We start from the raw sequence: 16,348 nt of genomic DNA, 5'->3' as shown, positions 1-16,348 counted from the left end.
GTCGGAGCGGTTTGCCAGAATGGGACCGACGGCCGCTTGCTGCGGTACGCAGGCGAGGGGATGCGCGATGGAGTGGTTGCTCGACAACGGCTGGATCCTGTGGCTGGTCCTGTTCCTGGGCCTGGCCGCCGTGGAGACCCTGACCCTCGACCTGTTCTTCCTCATGCTCTCGGTCGGCGCACTGGCCGCCCTCGTCGCGACCTTCGTGGGGGCCGGGCTCGTGCTGCAGATCGTCGTGTTCGCGGTCGTGGCGCTCCTCATGATCCTGCTCGTGCGCCCGGTCGCCGTGCGGCACCTCAGGAAGGGCCCGGCGGACCAGCTGAACAACATCGAGCGCCTCGTCGGCGCCGCGGCGCTCGCCCTCGAGCCCGTCACGGCCCATTCGGGCACCGTCAAGATCGGCGGTGACACGTGGACCGCCCGCTCGGCCGACGGCGCCGCGCTACCCGCCGGGACGCGCCTGTCCGTGGCGAGGATCGACGGCGCCACCGCCGTCGTCCAGCCCGCCGCTGCTCCCGACAGCCGCCCCGCGCCTGCCGGCGACGCCTAGGGCGGCCCGCCTCCTTCTCCGCGTCCGCGCCTGCTCCCGGCCGGCAGGGCGCACCACATCAACAAAGGGGATTCATGAACGGTTCCGCCGGAACGATCGGGCTCACGGTAGTCCTGGTCGTCCTCATCATCTTCGTCCTGGTCGTCCTCGTGAAGTCCGTGCGGATCATCCCGCAGGCCCGCGCGGGCGTCGTGGAGCGGCTCGGCAAGTACCAGCGCACGCTGAATCCGGGCCTGACGATCCTGATCCCGTTCGTCGACAGGCTGCTGCCCCTGCTCGACCTCCGCGAGCAGGTGGTCTCCTTCCCGCCCCAGCCCGTCATCACCGAGGACAACCTCGTGGTGTCCATCGACACGGTCGTCTACTTCCAGGTCACCGACCCCCGCGCGGCGACCTACGAGATCGCCAACTACATCCAGGCCGTGGAGCAGCTGACCACGACCACCCTGAGGAACGTCGTCGGCGGCCTCAACCTGGAGGAGGCCCTCACCTCCCGCGACCAGATCAACGGACAGCTCCGCGGCGTCCTCGACGAGGCCACGGGCCGCTGGGGCATCCGCGTGGGCCGCGTCGAGCTCAAGGCCATCGATCCTCCCCTGTCCATCCAGGACTCCATGGAGAAGCAGATGCGTGCAGAGCGCGACCGCCGCGCAGCGATCCTGACCGCCGAGGGCACCAAGCAGTCGCAGATCCTCACGGCGGAGGGGCAGCGCCAGGCCGCGATCCTCGCGGCGGAAGGCGACGCGAAAGCCGCGATCCTGCGCGCCGACGGCGAGGCCCAGGCCATCCACAAGGTGTTCGACGCCATCCACAAGGGCAACCCGACGCAGAAACTGCTCGCGTACCAGTACCTGCAGACCCTCCCCAAGCTCGCCGACGGGTCGGCGAACAAGCTCTGGATCATCCCGAGCGAGGTCGGCGAGGCGCTCAAGGGCATCGGCAACGTCCTGGGCACCACCACCCCGGATTCCCCGTCCGACGGACCGGAGATGGTCTCCCGCTCCTGATCGGGTGTCCGACCGACGACGATGGCCGCGACCCGAAGGGTGGCGGCCATCGCCGTGCGGGCGCCCGTGGACCGGCTCGTCGCCCCGCCCGGCGAGCCCGCCGACCACCCCTGTACACTTAGGTGTTTATCCCTCCGCTCGCGGGAACATCCCTGCGGCGGACGGTGTTATACAGACAGCTTCCCTTCCGCCCCACGGGCGGGAGCGGTACCGGGCGTGTCGGCGGCACGGCCCGCGCACACCTCCGGTGAACAACAGCGGCAACGGCCCCAGCGGGCCACGGGAATGAGGAGATCATCATGAGCGATCGCAGCCTGCGCGGCATGCGCCTTGGAGCGCAGTCGATGGAGACGGAATCCGGCGTCGAGCCGGCTCCCCGGCAGCGGGTCGAGTACCGCTGCGAGGACGGCGAGCGGGTCTTCGTGACCTTCTCGTCCGAGGCGGAGATCCCGGCGACCTGGGTCTCGAAGACCGGCAAGGAAGCCCTCCTCGTCGACGGCGAGAAGCCCGACACCTCGAACGACAAGCCCGTCCGCACGCACTGGGACATGCTGCTCGAGCGCCGCTCGGTGGAGGAACTGGAGCAGATCCTCCAGGACCGGTTGACGATCCTGCGCGAGCGTCGCGGGGAGCGCCGCTCCGCCTGACCGGTCGGCCGACCGACACGCACGACGAGAAAGGCACCCGCCGCATGGCGGGTGCCTTTGTCGTTGGTGCCGACGGCGGACGGACGGGCTAGGGGCGTCCGGTGAGCTTGTTCCAGCGGGCTCCGAGGCCCCAGCGCGTGACGTTCCCGACGGCCTCGAACACGATGTTCCCGCTCATCTTGGACGCGCCGAGCTCGCGTTCCACGAAGGTGATCGGGACCTCGACGATGGTCAGCCCCAACCGGGCGACCCGGAAGGTCATGTCCACCTGGAAGCCGTAGCCCACCGATTCGACGGCGGACAGGTCGAGGGCCTCGAGGGTGGAGCGCCGGAAGGCGCGGAACCCCGCGGTGATGTCACGGACGGGCAGGCCCAGCATGAAGCGTGAATAGGTGCTGCCGGCACGGGAGAGGAGCTTGCGGTGCGCGGGCCAGTTCACCACGCTGCCGCCCTGCACCCAGCGGCTGCCGATCACGAGGTCGGCCCGGTCCACCGCGTCGAGAAGGTCCTGCAGCTGCTCGGGCCTGTGCGAACCGTCCGCGTCCATCTCCACCAGGACGTCGTAGTCGCGCTCCAGCGCCCAGCGGAATCCCGCGATGTAGGCGGCGCCCAGGCCTTCCTTGCCGGTGCGGTGCAGGACGTGCACCTGGTCGTCCGCTGCCGCGGCGCGGTCGGCGAGGTCGCCCGTGCCGTCGGGGCTGTTGTCGTCCACGATCAGGACGTCCGATGCGGGAACTGCTGCGCGCAGCCGCGCCAGGGTCAGCGGGAGCGACTCGATCTCGTTGTAGGTGGGGATGATCGTGACGACTCGCACGCAAAGGCCTTTCCATCAGGGGTGCGCATCGCGCAGGGACTGCTCCGCACACAGCAGAGCCAGTGTGCAAGTATAGGCGACCGTCCCCGTGCTCCGGGGAACGCCCGCACGGGCCAGGACGGGCCGCAACGGGCCGGGGCGGTGGGCGGGGCGGGCAGATCCACGTACCTTCGTACCGGCAGCGCCACGGATGACAACGCCGTTTTCTACTGACACGTGGACCTGCCCCTGAGTGCCGGCTCCGCCTGGCTGGGCAACACGCGCCGTTCAGAAGGCCGATGCATTGCGCTCAGGAGACCGGCAAGGTTCCCTCCCGGAGGAGGTCTTCTCACCCGTACCGCCACAGCTTACGTGCTGTGGAGTGAGAGTCAACAGCGTCCTGACCTGCGACGACGTCCTTCGTCGCAGGTCAGGAGGCTGTACCGGTCCCGTCGGCGGGACGGGTGACGGCACGGCCCGCTCGTCCCCCTAGGCGTCCGCGAAGCCGTCGACGGCGTACAGGCGCCGGCCGTCGTGCACGGTCTCGAGGCAGAGCGGGGCGTTCTCGGTGTCGAGGGCGGGCAGCAGGGGCGTACCGGCACGCGGATCGGTGCTCCAGGACTGCACACGGTTGTCCGGCGTCTGCACCATCAGCTCATCGACCTTCCACACGGCGAAGGACGCCGGCGTCCCGGGCGCGAGCTGGCCCATCATCGGGCTGCGGCCCGAGAGGCGCCAGCCGGCCCGGGTGTGGGCGATGAAGGCGGCCCGCGCGGAGATGTTCTCCGAGGGGCTGCTGTGCTGCAGGCACGCCCGCACGGAGGCCCAGGGGTCGAGGGGCGTCACGGGGCTGTCCGATCCGAGTGCCACCAGGACGCCCGCGGCGAGGAGGGACGCGAACCGGTTCATCCCGGCGCTGCGCTCCCCCAGCCGCTGCCCGTACAGCCCGTCCTCGACACCCCACAGGGCATCGAACACCGGCTGCCCGCTGACGGCGACACCGTAGTGCACGAGGGCGGCGATGGCGTCATCGTCGGCGAGCTCCACGTGTTCCAGGCGGTGGCGCGCCCGGCGGACCTCCTCCAGCCCCAGATCCGCCGCCGCGGCCCCCAGGCCCTGCAGGACGACGTCGAGCCCGGCGTCGCCGATGACGTGGAAGCCGGCCTGGACGGTCTCGGCGGTGGTGGCCAGCAGGTGTGCGGTGACGGCGTCCCCGTCGAGGTAGAGGGTTCCGCGGTTGCCGGGGTCGTCGCTGTAGGGCTCACGGAGCGCGGCGGTGCGGGATCCGATCGACCCGTCCACGTTCAGGTCCCCGGCGAGACCCGCGAGCCGGCCCCCGAAGCCCTGCATGAGGTCGCGCACCTCCTCGCGGGAGGTCGTCAGCTGCGCCCAGTACGGGATGACCTCGGGCAGGGGCAGCTCGTGCCCCGGGCCGTCGATGGACAGGAGGGTCTCGAGGTCCTCGCGCGGGGCGATGTGCGGCGCGGCCATCTCCGTGACGGCCACGTACCCCTGGCCCGCGGCGTGGAGGAGCGCTGCCTGCTGGTACGTCCGGCGCTGCTCGGGCGTGAGGCTGCGGGTGGCCTGCCGGGCGGCTTCGTGGGCCGCCCGGACCACGAAGCCGTCGTCCCACCCGTCCAGGCCGGCGAGGCCCAGCCCCGCGGCGAGGGCGCCGGACACGACGGCGGAGTGGATGTCTGCCCGCACGAGGTAGACGAGGGCGCCGTCGCCGGCCCGGTCGAGCTCGGACGCCGTCGGGACGCGCCGCTCCGGCCACTGCGACTCGTCCCACCCGAAGCCGAGGATCGTTGCCGCCCCGGACGCCGCGGCGGCGGACACGGCGTCCAGCAGCCCGGCGAGCGAGCGGCACGCCGTCAGGTCGATCGAGCCCAGGGCGATGCCCGTCTCCGTGGTGTGCGTATGGGCGTCGACGAAGCCGGGGGCGACCAGCGCGCCGTCCAGGTCGACGGTGCGCACGCCCGGACCCGCGAGGTTCGTGGCGGCGTGTTCGGTGCCCACCCAGGCGACCGTCCCGCCGTCGACGAGCATGGCGGTGGCGAAGGGGTCGGCAGGGCTGTACACGGAGCCGTTGCGGTAGAGGACGGGTGTGGGGCGGGGACTGGGCATGGGGATGCTGGGCGGCTTTCTGTGGTCGGTGTGTCCCTTGAGGAGGACTACTCACTGATGTTCGAGTATGCCACCACACCCCTGCGCACCAGCCGGATGGCCCGTACGCAGGTCTGCTGCAGGTTGCCCGGCAGGTCCGGCACCTTGGCCACCTGGTCCAGGAGGTCGATGACCTGCTTGGACCACCGCACGAAGTCGCCGGCCGCGAGTTCCGTACCGCTGAGGGCGGCCTGCAGGGAACGGCCCTGCGCCCACTTGAACATGGGCCAGACGAGCGAGAGTTCCGGCTCGCTGGTGACGGGCAGCCGGTGCTGCTCCTCGACGTCGTTGAGCTGCGACCACTGCCGGATGATCGTCTCCACGGAGCCCTCGAGCGACACGCTCGGCATCACCGGGCGCACCCCCCGCTCCTCGCGCTTCGCCTGGTACACGAGCACCGTGGTGAGGGCGGCGAGTTCCGCGGCGTCGAGGTCGCTGAACGCGCCCTCCTCGATACACAGCGCGATCAGGAGGTCCTTCTCGCCGTAGATGCGGCGGAGCTTCTGGCCCGACGCGCTCACCGACACGCCGTCGTCGGTGTACTCGAGGTACCCGTAGTGGCCGAGGACCTCCGAGACGCGGTCGAAGGTCTTGGCGATGGTGTTCGTGCGGCCGCGGATCTGGCCGGCGATGGTGTCGGTCTCCCGGCGCAGCTTCCACCACCGTTCCGCCCAGCGCGCATGCTGCTCCCGCTCGCTGCAGCCGTGGCAGGGGTGGGCGCGGAGGCGCCGGCGGAGGTCGGTGATGGCGCGCTCCTCGGCGGCCGCGGACGCCGAGGCACCGGCCGAGACGCGGTCGGCACCCCGGCGCGGCGGGCGGTTCTCCGCCAGCGCGTTGCGCAGGGACGAGGTGAGGTCGCGGCGGTCCTTCGGGCTGCGCGCGCTGAAGTGCTTCGGGATGCGCACGCGGGAGAGGACCTCCACGGGCCCGTCGAGGTCCTGCACGCCGACGCGCCGGATCTGCGTCTCGAGCGTGAGCACCGTGGGCCGGGGCTCCCTCGACGTGTCACTGTCGAGGACCACGGCGTAGCCCTGGCTGCGCCCCCCGGGGACGTCGATCACGTCACCCGGACGGAGTGCCTCCAGCGAGGTCTCGGCCGCGGACCGCAGGGTCCGGGACCGGTCCCGCGACGCCCGCGACTCGAGGTCGGTCAGTTCGCGCCGCAGGTTCGCGTACTCGCGGAAGTCCCCGAGGTGGCACGTCATCGACTTCTCGTAACCCTTGAGCGACTCCTCGCGGCTGCGCACCTGCTTGGCGAGGCCGACGACGGAACGGTCGGCCTGGAACTGGGCGAAGGACGTCTCGAGGATCTCCCGGGAGCGTTCCTGCCCGAACTGCGCCATCAGGTTGATGCTCATGTTGTAGGTGGGCCTGAAGCTCGAGTTCAGGGGGTACGTGCGGCGCGAGGCGAGGCCCGCGACGGCTCCCGGGTCGGTGCCCGGCTGCCACAGCACCACCGCATGGCCCTCGACGTCGATACCGCGCCGGCCGGCGCGGCCGGTGAGCTGCGTGTACTCCCCCGCGGTCACGTCGACGTGCGCCTCGCCGTTGAACTTGTCGAGCTTCTCGAGCACCACGGTCCGGGCGGGCATGTTGACGCCGAGGGCGAGGGTCTCGGTGGCGAACACCGCCTTGACCAGGCCCGCGGCGAACAGGCGCTCGACGATCTCCTTGAAGGTCGGCAGCATCCCGGCGTGGTGGGCCGTGAAGCCGCGGATCAGGCCTTCCCGCCAGGTCCAGAAGCCGAGGATCTCGAGGTCGTCGCGCGGGATGTCCAGGGTGGCCTGGTCGATCGTCTCGCTGATCTCGTCGCGTTCGTCCTCGGTGGTCAGCCAGAGCCCGGCGTGCAGGCACTGCGTCACGGCTGCCTCGCACCCGGCCCGGGAGAAGATGAAGGTGATGGCGGGCAGCAGGTCCGCGCGGTCCAGGGCGCTGATCACCTGGGGCCGGGTGGCGCGCCGCACCGCGCTGACCTGCGGCGGGCCCCCGCGGCCGTTGCGCTGCTTGCCACGCCGTCCGCCGCCGCCGCCCCAGTTCGCCCGCTGGTTCAGGCGGATCTCGTTGCTCGCCAGTTCCAGCAGCTCGGGATTCACGTCGTACTGGTCCCGTGCGCCCGTCCCTGCCCCGACGGGCGCGGCCTCGTCGAACGCGATGTCACCCGCGAACAGGTCGATCAGGTTCTGGCCGACCATCACGTGCTGCCACAGCGGGACCGGACGGTGTTCGGACACGACGACGTCGGTGTCGCCGCGGACGGTGTCCAGCCAGGCGCCGAACTCCTCCGCGTTCGACACGGTGGCACTGAGGGAGACCAGCTTGACCTCGGTGGGCAGGTGGATGATCACTTCCTCCCACACCGCCCCACGGAAGCGGTCGGCGAGGTAGTGCACCTCGTCCATCACCACGTAGCCGAGGTTGTCGAGTGCGTCCGAGTTCGCGTACAGCATGTTCCGCAGCACCTCGGTGGTCATGACGATCACGTCGGCGTCACCGTTGATGCTCGTGTCGCCCGTCAGCAGTCCCACGCGGTCGGCGCCGTGCACCGCCGCCAGTTCCGAGTACTTCTGGTTGCTGAGGGCCTTGATGGGTGTGGTGTAGAAGGCCTTCAGGCCCTGCTGCAGGGCCAGGAAGACGGCGAACTCGCCCACCACGGTCTTGCCGGCGCCGGTGGGCGCCGCGACGAGCACTCCCCTGCCCGCTTCGAGGGCCGAGCACGCCTCCTGCTGGAACGGGTCGAGCTCGAAGCCGAGCGTCTGCGCGAACTGGAACAGCTGGGTCCGTGAACGCTCGGTCCGGGCCTTGGCAGCGGCGTATCTCTCCGCGGGGGTGGTCATCTTTCCACCCTAGACGCTCGGCCCGGGCCGGGCACGCGGCGGGTTGGTGCACCGTCGGGGCGTCGGGCGTGCTTGCGGAGCGTGCCGGGAGCGCGTCCGCGGGGGCCGGATCAGGCGCGGGTCGAGGTCACAGGGCGTCGAGGGGTGAGGCGGTGTCGGCGCCGGCCTCGACGGCGGCCTCGCGGGCGGCGTTCCGCCGGGCGCGGCGCCGGTCATTGAGCAGGCACAGCCCGATGGCGACGAAGAACAGCAGCAGCAGCGGCACGGCGAGGTAGAACATGCTCAGCGCGTCCCCTCCGGGCGCGGCCATCGCGGCGAACAGGCACACCAGGAACACGGTGATCCGCCAGGCCTTGAGGATCTGCTTCCCGGACACCAGGCCCACCATGTTCAGGCCCACGAGGATCACGGGCAGCAGGAACGCGATGCCGAACGCGAGCATGAGCCGCAGGACGAACGTGAAGTACACGGAGACGCTGATGTAGTTGGAGAAGTCCTCGGGCGTGAACTCCGTCAGGACCCGCACCGCGTTGGGCAGGATCAGCCAGGCCAGGGTGATGCCGCCGAGGAACAGGGGGAAGGCGACGGCGATGAACGCCAGCGCGATCCGGCGTTCTTTGGTCTTCAGCCCCGGGGTGATGAACGCCCACAACTGGTACAACCACACGGGGCTGGAGAGCACCAGGCCCAGGAAGACCGAGACCTGGATGAGCAGGTCGAACGGCGAGGCGGCGCTGTCGAAGTTCAGCGACGCGGTCCTGCCCTCCTGAGCGTTGATCGCGATGATCGGCGCGGCCAGTGCCCGCAGGACGGGCTCGTAGACGAAGAACCCGGCCACCGTGCCGAGGATGACCGCGATCGCCGACTTGAAGAGCCGGTTGCGGGCTTCGCGGAGGTGCTCCTTGAGGGCCATCCGCCCCTCGGGGTTGGCCTTCCTGCCGCGCGGGCGGCCCTTTGCTGGTGACACCGGGACGTGTCCGACCTACTGGCCGGCGGCGGGGGAACTGCCCTGCTGCGACGGGCCTGCCTGGGTGCCTTCGGTGCGGCCCTCGGCCGCATGGTGCGGTGCCTGCTGGCCGTACTGCTGGCCGGGCTGGCCCGGGTGCTGCACGGGCGTCTGGTAGGTCGGGGTGTAGGTCTGCGGCGACGGGTTGCTGACGACCCGGCCCTCCACGGGATCCGTCCCGGCGTCCGGGGTGTTGTTCTCGTCCTTCATCTGCTTCACCTCGGACTTGAAGATCCGCAGGGACTGACCGACGCTGCGCGCCAGGCCCGGCAGCTTCGGAGCGCCGAACAGAACGATCGCAAGAACGATGATGATGACGATGTGCCAGCCTTCGAGCCTCATGCCCAATTCCTCTCGTTGGTCCCCCCAACAGTTTAGGTCACAGGTGGGGCATGTCCTGCAGGAGTTGTGGCTGCCCGCGGCCGGCCCGCCTGATGATCCGCCGGTTGCGGCGGTCCTCCGCCCGCCGGATGCCGGCGAGGGTGCGGGCGGCGCTGATGTCCTCCGGCCGGGAGAACACGGCGGGCACGGGGATCCCGGGCACCCCGGCTGAGCGTGGAGCGGGGGTGTCGTCGGTCGGCACGTTCACCTCGAGGCGGTCCATCGCCTCCCCGAATTCACCGAGAGTTCGCATTCCACGACGGAACACGCGGAACCCGACGACGGCGAGGAAGATGACGCTCACGGCCACCAGCGCCACCCACAGCACGACCCACATCCACCAGAGCATGGCTTCAGTCTAGGCCAGGGCCTGATGGGCCCTGGCCGCCTCGAGCCATCGGAGGGTCTCCTCGCGCAGCTGGTCCGGGGCGACGACGGCGGCCGACCCTCCGAGCCCGGCCACCAGCCCGGGGATCCAGGCGCTCGAGGCCACCTTGAGGCGTGCGGCGAGGCGGTCCTCGCCGAGTTCCTCCACGGCGTCCGCGTTGTACTGCGCCGCGATCCACCGCGCCCGGGGCTCCAGCAGCAGCGTGACGGCCTGGTCCGTGTCGCCGGACCGGTACGGCAGGGCCGCCCGCCGGTCACGGGCGAGGGACTCCTCGTCCACGAGTGCGGTGGCCGGCTGGTCGGTCAGCACGGCGCGCTGGATGCGGTCCAGCCGGAAGTTCCGCAGCCCGTCGGAGTCAACGCTCCACGCCTCGAGGTACCAGGTGTCCTGGTGCAGGAAGATCCGGATGGGCTCGAGGAGGCGGTGGGTGATCTCGTCGCGCGTCGGCACGAAGTAGTCGACCTCCACCCGGACCCGCGAGTGCAGGGCGGCCTGCAGCACCTCGAGGGTGGGATCGATGTCGTCCTCCGTCAGCTTGGTGGCTACCGCCGTGCCGATGCGGGCCGCGTCCCCGGCGGCGGCGGTCAGCTTGGTCTGGGCGCTGACGATCGCCTCGTTGTTCCTCATGCCGGGCAGCTCGCGGAGCGCCTGGAGCCCGACGATCAGGGAGCAGGCCTCGTCCATGCTCAGCTTCACCGGCTCGGCGAGGTCACGCGCGTTCGTCAGGTAGATCCGCCCGTCCTCGATGTTCACGTCCATCAGGCCGTCCGGGTAGTGCCGGGGCCCGCTCACGAACAGCAGGTCGAGGTCCTTGGTGAGCTGGCTCTCGCTGACGTCGAACTTCCGCGCCGTCTCGCCCACCTCGGCGCCCGGGTGGGCCAGGAGGTAGGGCACGAGGTCCAGCAGGCGGAGCAGATGATCCTGGGCGGAGGCCTTCCGCCGCGGCGCGGGCCGCACCCCCTGCGTGATCTCGAGGCCGTGCGGCGCAGCGATCGCGGCCGTGTAGGCGCCGTCGAGCAGCCGCCCGACCTCCGCGGCGAGATCCTGGGGTTCCCGCACCCTCGCGTTGGTGCCCAGTCCCGCGACGGTCGCCGCCATGGGGCTCGACGCCGCATAGGGCACGCGCAGCACGTCCCACTCCTCACCCGTCTGCAGCACTTCCGCGTCCTTGCGGACCCTGAGCACCTGGCAGGAGCCGGGACGGACGGCGATGACGGCCGTGCGGTCGGGTTCGCTGCGGGAGAGGGAGGCGAGCGTCTGGTTCATATCGAAGGACGCCGGGACGTCGAACGTGCCCGGCAGCACCACGGGCTCCCCGGTCATGCGGGAGAGGCGGAAGAAGCGCTCGGCGTTGCGCGTGGTGTCGAAGCCCACCACGTACCAGTGGCCGAAACGGGCCCCCATGCCCCACGGGTAGATCGTGCGGAGCTCCTCACGCCCCGTGCTGGCGGCCCGGTAGGGGAAGCGGAGGGGCGCCCGGGAGGTGAGCGCCTGCCAGACGACGTCCCAGTAGGGTGCGTCCGTGGTGATGCGGGGCTGGATCAGGGGCGTGAGTTCGATGCCGCCGTCGGTACTGCGGGAGCTCAGCTTCCGCAGGGCCCTGGACGCCGCGGAGTCGAGGGAGCCCTGGTCCCACACGCCTGCGGCGAGGTTGAGGACCGCGTATTCCTCGGGCTGGAAGGTGACGCCGCCGAGGCGGTAGTCCTCGGCGTCGATGCGGTAGCGCTGCACCGTGTTGTCGTTGTCGAACAGGGTGTCCTCGCTGAAGGCCTCGAGCGGGATGCCCTGCTCGCGGAGGGCCGCCTTGTCGCGGTCGAAGAGCTTCTCGCGGGCCGCGACGGACGTCGCCTCGCGGTACAGGTCGATCTCCTCGAACAGTTCCTCCTTCGTGAACCCGCGGCGGCTCGACAGGAGCATGATCACCAGGGTGAGGAGGCGTTCGGTTCGTTTTGCGGACACGGGGAAACCCTACCTTTCCTCGACGCGGCAGGAGGGACGCACGCCAACCGGGGCTGACCTGCGTCCCTCCTGGACGATGGTGCTGGAAGACCGGCCGGCACGGTGCCGGCCGATGGTGCTAGCGGACGGCGAGCAGGTCCACCACGAAGATCAGCGCCTCGTTGGGGCCGATCGCCGAACCCGCACCGCTCGGGCCGTAGGCCAGGTGGGACGGGATCTCGAGGCGGCGGCGTCCGCCGACCTTCATGCCGAGCAGGCCCTGGTCCCAGCCCTGGATGACCTGGCCGATGCCCACGCGGAAGTCGAGCGGCGCCCCGCGGTTCCAGGACGCGTCGAACTCCTCGCCCGTCGAGAACGCGACGCCCACGTAGTGCGTGGACACGGTGTTCCCGGCCTTGGCCTCGTCCCCGGTCCCCTCGATGATGTCCTCGATGACGAGATCGGTGGGGACGTCGTGGGCGGGGAAGTCGATCTCCGGCTTCTGCCGGTCGAAGTTGCGCTGTCCGAAGGACATGGGTTTCCTCTCGTAGGAAGGGCGTGGTGGATGGTGCGGATTGGGGACTACTTGGCGGCGTCCTTGGAGACGATCTCGACGTAGAAGACCAGGGTGCCCGAGGGCTGGCCCTGCCCGGCGTTGGGATACGCCCACGGCTCGGGGATCACCAGCAGGACCTTGGAACCGACCTTCTGCCCGGCCAGGCCCTTCGTCCAGCCCGTGATCACCCCGTTCAGCGGGAAACTCGCCGGCTCCCCCCGATCGAAGCTGGAATCGAACTTCTGCCCATCGGCGTACGTCCACCCCGTGTAGTTCGCGGTGATCGTATCGCTCTCGGCGATCTCCTCCCCGTCACCCTCCTCCAGGACCTTCACGACGAGATCCTCGGACGGGTCGTTGTCCGGGATCGTGACCTCCGGGGCCCCCTTGTCATCGAACGCGAACGTCGGCAGGCGGCCCTCCTCGTCCAGGCCCTTGACGTCCTCGGGCGCGAGGACCTCCGGCTCCGGCGGCGGCTGCTCGGCCGAGATCACCTTCAGCACCAGGACCTGCTCCGGGGTCTCCGGGGCACCCTCCGCCGCCGGCGGGGCGGGCGCGACGAACGCGACCTGCGCCCCGACCTTCGTACCGGTCAGGACCTCGAACAATTCGGGGAACTCGCTCTTGAACGCATCATCCAGGGGCAGCACCTGCGGCTGGCCCTGACTGTAGGTGTCACCGAGCACCGACCCGTCCTCGGCGTTCAGGGCCACCAACTGCACCCGGATCTGCTGACCCTCCTGGATCTGCTCACCCTCACCCTCGGCGACAGTCTTCGCCGCCGCGGCACTGGTATCCAGGGGAGACTCGAACTCCACCGTCGGCGCCTCCTCATCCGACCCCCCGGACACCGTCACCGAATCGAACACCCCCGCCGCCCCCGCCGACTTTCCCGTCGTCTCGCCGCCGCAGGCCGTCAGCAACAGCAGCAGCGGAAGGAGGATTGCTAGAACTTTGCGCACAGAACCACTTTCAGGTTGGTGTCCAGGTGAGGCCGCCCGCGGAACAAAGGGCCCTGACAAGCCTAGCGGCTCGGGCGCACGGTTTCTCCTCGGCGCCCACGGTTGACGCCCGTCGACGGCCTGCGGACGGGTGTGCCGGTCCGCGTCACAGCTGCTGCAGGAGGGCTTCCACGCGTTCGTCGACCGACGTGAAGGGGTCCTTGCAGAGGATGGTCTGCTGCGCCCGGTCATTGAGCTTGAGGTGCACCCAGTCGACGGTGTAGTCGCGGTTCGCCTCCTTGGCCCGGCGGACGAATTCCCCGCGCAGCCGGGCTCGCGTGGTCTGCGGGGGCACATCCACCGCCTCCTTGACCGCGGTGTCGTCGACGACCCGCGCCGCTTCGCCGTGGGCCTGCAGCAGGAAGAAGAGCCCGCGGGAGCGTGAGATGTCGTGGTAGGTGAGGTCGAGCTGGGCCGTCCTGGCCGAGTCGAGGTCCCCGCCGGAGCGCGCCAGGTAGCGGTCGATGAGCTTCTTCTTGATCGCCCAGTCCACCTCCGTGTCGATGCCGGAGGTGTTCCCGGTCTCGATGGCGTCCAGTACCCGGTCCCACAGGTCGAGGATGGTCGGGACGTGCTTGTTGTGCGCGCCGTTCCGGTCGACGAACGCCGTCGCCCGCGCGAGGTATTCGCGCTGCATCTCGAGCGCCGTCATGTGCCGGCCGTTCGCGAGCTTGAGCACCTGACGACCCGTGAGGTCGTGGGAGATCTCCCGGATGCTGCGGATGGGGTTCTCCAGCCGGAAGTCCCGCATCACCTCGCCGGCCTCCACCATGCGCAGCAGCAGGTCCACGGAGCCGATCTTCAGCAGCATCGTGGTCTCGGACATGTTGGAGTCGCCGGCGATCACGTGCAGCCGGCGGTAGTGCTCGGCGTCGGCGTGGGGTTCGTCGCGCGTGTTGATGATGGGCCGGGACCGGGTGGTGGCCGAGGAGATGCCCTCCCACAGGTGGTCGGCGCGCTGCGAGAACGCATACAGGGAGCCGGTCTGCGTCTTCAGGACCTTGCCGGCGCCGACGAGGAGCTGGCGGGTCACGAGGAACGGGATGAGGATGTCGGCGAGGCGGGCGAACTCGAGTTTGCGGGGGATGAGGTAGTTCTCGTGGCTGCCGTAGGAGTTGCCCGCGGAGTCCGTGTTGTTCTTGAACAGGTAGATCTTGCCGTCGTAGCCCTCCTGCGCCAGCTTGCGCTGCGCCTCGGAGACGAGGTCCTCGAGGATCAGCTCGCCGGCGCGGTCGTGGGCGACGAGCTGGGCGAGGTCGTCGCACTCCGCGGTGGCGTACTCGGGGTGGGAGCCGACGTCCAGGTACAGGCGTGATCCGTTGGTGAGGAACACGTTGGAGGACCGGCCCCAGCTGACAACCTTGCGGAACAGGTACCGGGCCACCTCCTCGGGTGAGAGCGGCCGCGAGTTGGGGCCCGAGTAGGAGATGCCGAACTCGGTCTCCACTCCGAAGATGCGCCGGTCCATCAGATGTCCTGTTCCTGCTGCAGGAGGTTCTCGAGCTCGGGGCCGCCGATGCGGCGGAACGCGCGGCGGCTGCCGCGCAGCGTGTCGGGATCGCGTTCGAGGAAGGCGACCTCGAGCACCGAGGGATCGAGTGCCGGTGCGCCGGTCCGGTCACCCTCGCCGGCCGTCCCGTTCGTACCGGTCGTGCCGGTCGTACCGTTCGTGCCGGCGGGGCCGCCGTTCCGCAGGGCGCGCGCGGCGGCCCGGACGGCGCCGGGAAGGGCGAGATCCGCCGAGAAGGTGCCCCGCAGGGCCTCGACGACGACGTCGGCCGCGCCGCCCATGACCACGAACCCGGACTCGTCGGCGATGGAGCCGTCGAAGGTGAGGCGGTACAGATGGTCGGCGTCCTGGCTGTGGCCCACCTCGGCGACCACCAGCTCGACCTCGAACGGTTTGCTCTCCGCGGTGAAGACGGCGCCCAGGCTCTGCGCGTAGACGCTGGCGAGCCCGCGGGCCGTGACGTCCTCGCGGGCGTAGGAGTAGCCGCGCACGTCTGCGTACCGCACGCCGGCCTGCCGGAGGCTCTCGAACTCGTTGTACTTGCCGACGGCGGCGAACGCGATGCGGTCGTAGATCTCCCCCAGCTTGTGCAGCGAGGGCGAGGGGTTCTCGGCCACGAGGGCGATCCCGTCGCGGCAGCTCATCACCACGACCGACCGGCCACGGCCGATGCCTTTCCGCGCGAAGTCCGCGCGGTCCTTCATGAGTTGTTCCGGGGAGACGTAGAACTGCTGGGTCATGGCCTATGCCTCCCGGCCCGCGGCGGAGCGGGCGTCGATGATGGCGTGCGCCACGGCTTCGAGCTCACGCTCCGGGACGCGCCGGGCTCCGGCTGCGTCCACGACGTAGACCACGGGCCACAGGGAACGGACGGCGTCGGGGCCGCCCGTCGCGGAGTCGTCGTCGGCGGCGTCGTACAGGGCCTCCACGGCCACGCGCACCGCGGACGCCTCGTCCAGGCGCGGGTTCCACAGCTTCTTGAGCGCCCCGCGGGCGAACACCGAGCCGGAGCCGACCGAGTGGTGCTCGTGCTCCTCGTACCGCCCGCCGGTGACGTCGAAGGAGAACAGCCGCCCGACGTGGCGGTCGGCGTCGAAGCCCGCGAAGAGCGGCACGACGGCGAGCCCCTGCATCGCCATCGGGAGGTTCTGCCGGACCATCGCCGCGAGGCGGTTGGCCTTGCCGTCGAGGCTCATCATGGTGGCCTCGATCTTCTCGTAGTGCTCGAGTTCCACCTGGAAGAGCCGGGTCAGGTCGAGCCCGATCCCGGCGCTCCCCGCGATGCCGAGGACGGAGGACCGGTCGGCCGGGAAGACCTTCTCGATGTGCCGGCTCGCGATGACGTTGCCCATGGTGGCCCGACGGTCGCCGGCCATCAGGACACCGCCGGGGAAGGTCAGGGAGACGATCGTCGTGGCGTGCGGGGCCAGGTGGGAGGCGTCCGTGGAGCCGGTCACGGGCCCGAGCGTGCGGTTGGACGGCAGCAGTCCGGGATGGTGCACGCCGAGGTAGTCGGCGAAGGAGGTCGAGGCGGCCCGGGGAACCGCTGCTGCTGCATCGTCCGGGAGCAT

The 16,348-nt window shown here is 70.4% G+C and carries 15 protein-coding genes; 3 read left to right on the top strand and 12 right to left on the bottom strand.

Annotated features, from left to right (window positions below):
• The first annotated feature begins 67 nt into the window (after nt 1-67).
• The 3 genes from QFZ50_RS06565 to QFZ50_RS06555 all read left to right on the top strand — a co-directional run bounded on the left by QFZ50_RS06565 (nt 68) and on the right by QFZ50_RS06555 (nt 2,204).
• On the top strand, nt 68-550 hold the full coding sequence (locus QFZ50_RS06565) for an NfeD family protein (RefSeq protein WP_307082941.1): 483 nt from the start codon (nt 68-70) through the stop codon (nt 548-550).
• 74 nt (nt 551-624) lie between these two features.
• Nucleotides 625-1,557, top strand: a complete 933-nt coding sequence (locus QFZ50_RS06560) for an SPFH domain-containing protein (RefSeq protein ID WP_307082940.1) — start codon at nt 625-627, stop codon at nt 1,555-1,557.
• A gap of 299 nt (nt 1,558-1,856) precedes the next feature.
• A complete protein-coding gene (locus QFZ50_RS06555) occupies nt 1,857-2,204 on the top strand; it encodes an RNA polymerase-binding protein RbpA (RefSeq protein ID WP_104051092.1) in 348 nt (115 codons plus the stop codon).
• An 88-nt stretch (nt 2,205-2,292) separates the two neighbouring features.
• Here the strand turns inward: QFZ50_RS06555 and QFZ50_RS06550 are convergent, their stop codons facing one another.
• The 12 genes from QFZ50_RS06550 to prcB form a co-directional block, all read right to left on the bottom strand.
• Nucleotides 2,293-3,018, bottom strand: coding sequence for a polyprenol monophosphomannose synthase (locus QFZ50_RS06550; RefSeq protein ID WP_307082939.1), 726 nt, complete (start codon nt 3,016-3,018; stop codon nt 2,293-2,295).
• Nucleotides 3,019-3,486: 468 nt separating this feature from the next.
• On the bottom strand, nt 3,487-5,124 hold the full coding sequence (locus QFZ50_RS06545) for an amidohydrolase (protein WP_307082938.1): 1,638 nt from the start codon (nt 5,122-5,124) through the stop codon (nt 3,487-3,489).
• 47 nt (nt 5,125-5,171) lie between these two features.
• A complete protein-coding gene (locus QFZ50_RS06540) occupies nt 5,172-7,997 on the bottom strand; it encodes a DEAD/DEAH box helicase (RefSeq protein ID WP_307082937.1) in 2,826 nt (941 codons plus the stop codon).
• Nucleotides 7,998-8,124: 127 nt separating this feature from the next.
• Nucleotides 8,125-8,910 (bottom strand): twin-arginine translocase subunit TatC, encoded by a 786-nt coding sequence (gene tatC, locus QFZ50_RS06535; protein WP_307086696.1) that lies wholly within the window; start codon nt 8,908-8,910, stop codon nt 8,125-8,127.
• A 69-nt stretch (nt 8,911-8,979) separates the two neighbouring features.
• Nucleotides 8,980-9,345 carry a Sec-independent protein translocase subunit TatA gene (tatA, locus tag QFZ50_RS06530; RefSeq protein ID WP_307082936.1) on the bottom strand — a complete coding sequence of 122 codons (366 nt, stop codon included), beginning with the start codon at nt 9,343-9,345 and terminating at the stop codon, nt 8,980-8,982.
• 37 nt (nt 9,346-9,382) lie between these two features.
• Nucleotides 9,383-9,733 (bottom strand): hypothetical protein, encoded by a 351-nt coding sequence (locus tag QFZ50_RS06525; protein WP_307082935.1) that lies wholly within the window; start codon nt 9,731-9,733, stop codon nt 9,383-9,385.
• A 9-nt stretch (nt 9,734-9,742) separates the two neighbouring features.
• Nucleotides 9,743-11,731, bottom strand: coding sequence for a helix-turn-helix transcriptional regulator (locus QFZ50_RS06520; RefSeq protein WP_307082934.1), 1,989 nt, complete (start codon nt 11,729-11,731; stop codon nt 9,743-9,745).
• A 118-nt stretch (nt 11,732-11,849) separates the two neighbouring features.
• Nucleotides 11,850-12,245: an FKBP-type peptidyl-prolyl cis-trans isomerase gene (locus QFZ50_RS06515; RefSeq protein ID WP_307082933.1), complete on the bottom strand. Its 396-nt coding sequence runs from the start codon at nt 12,243-12,245 to the stop codon at nt 11,850-11,852.
• Between the two features lie 47 nt (nt 12,246-12,292).
• A complete protein-coding gene (locus QFZ50_RS06510; protein ID WP_307082932.1) occupies nt 12,293-13,228 on the bottom strand; it encodes an FKBP-type peptidyl-prolyl cis-trans isomerase in 936 nt (311 codons plus the stop codon).
• Between the two features lie 145 nt (nt 13,229-13,373).
• Nucleotides 13,374-14,735: a Pup--protein ligase gene (gene pafA, locus QFZ50_RS06505; RefSeq protein ID WP_307082931.1), complete on the bottom strand. Its 1,362-nt coding sequence runs from the start codon at nt 14,733-14,735 to the stop codon at nt 13,374-13,376.
• The gene (prcA, locus tag QFZ50_RS06500) at nt 14,735-15,517 is read right to left on the bottom strand and encodes a proteasome subunit alpha (RefSeq protein WP_307082930.1); all 783 of its coding nucleotides are present in this window, start codon (nt 15,515-15,517) and stop codon (nt 14,735-14,737) included. The genes pafA and prcA overlap by 1 nt, the downstream gene beginning before the upstream one ends.
• A gap of 3 nt (nt 15,518-15,520) precedes the next feature.
• Nucleotides 15,521-16,348: a proteasome subunit beta gene (gene prcB / locus QFZ50_RS06495; RefSeq protein WP_307082929.1), complete on the bottom strand. Its 828-nt coding sequence runs from the start codon at nt 16,346-16,348 to the stop codon at nt 15,521-15,523.

It is taken from the genome of Arthrobacter agilis (assembly GCF_030816075.1).
Classification (GTDB): Bacteria; Actinomycetota; Actinomycetes; order Actinomycetales; family Micrococcaceae; genus Arthrobacter_D; species Arthrobacter_D agilis_E.
Note: the sequence above shows the minus strand (reverse complement) of the source record. Positions and strands in the feature narration are given on the sequence as shown.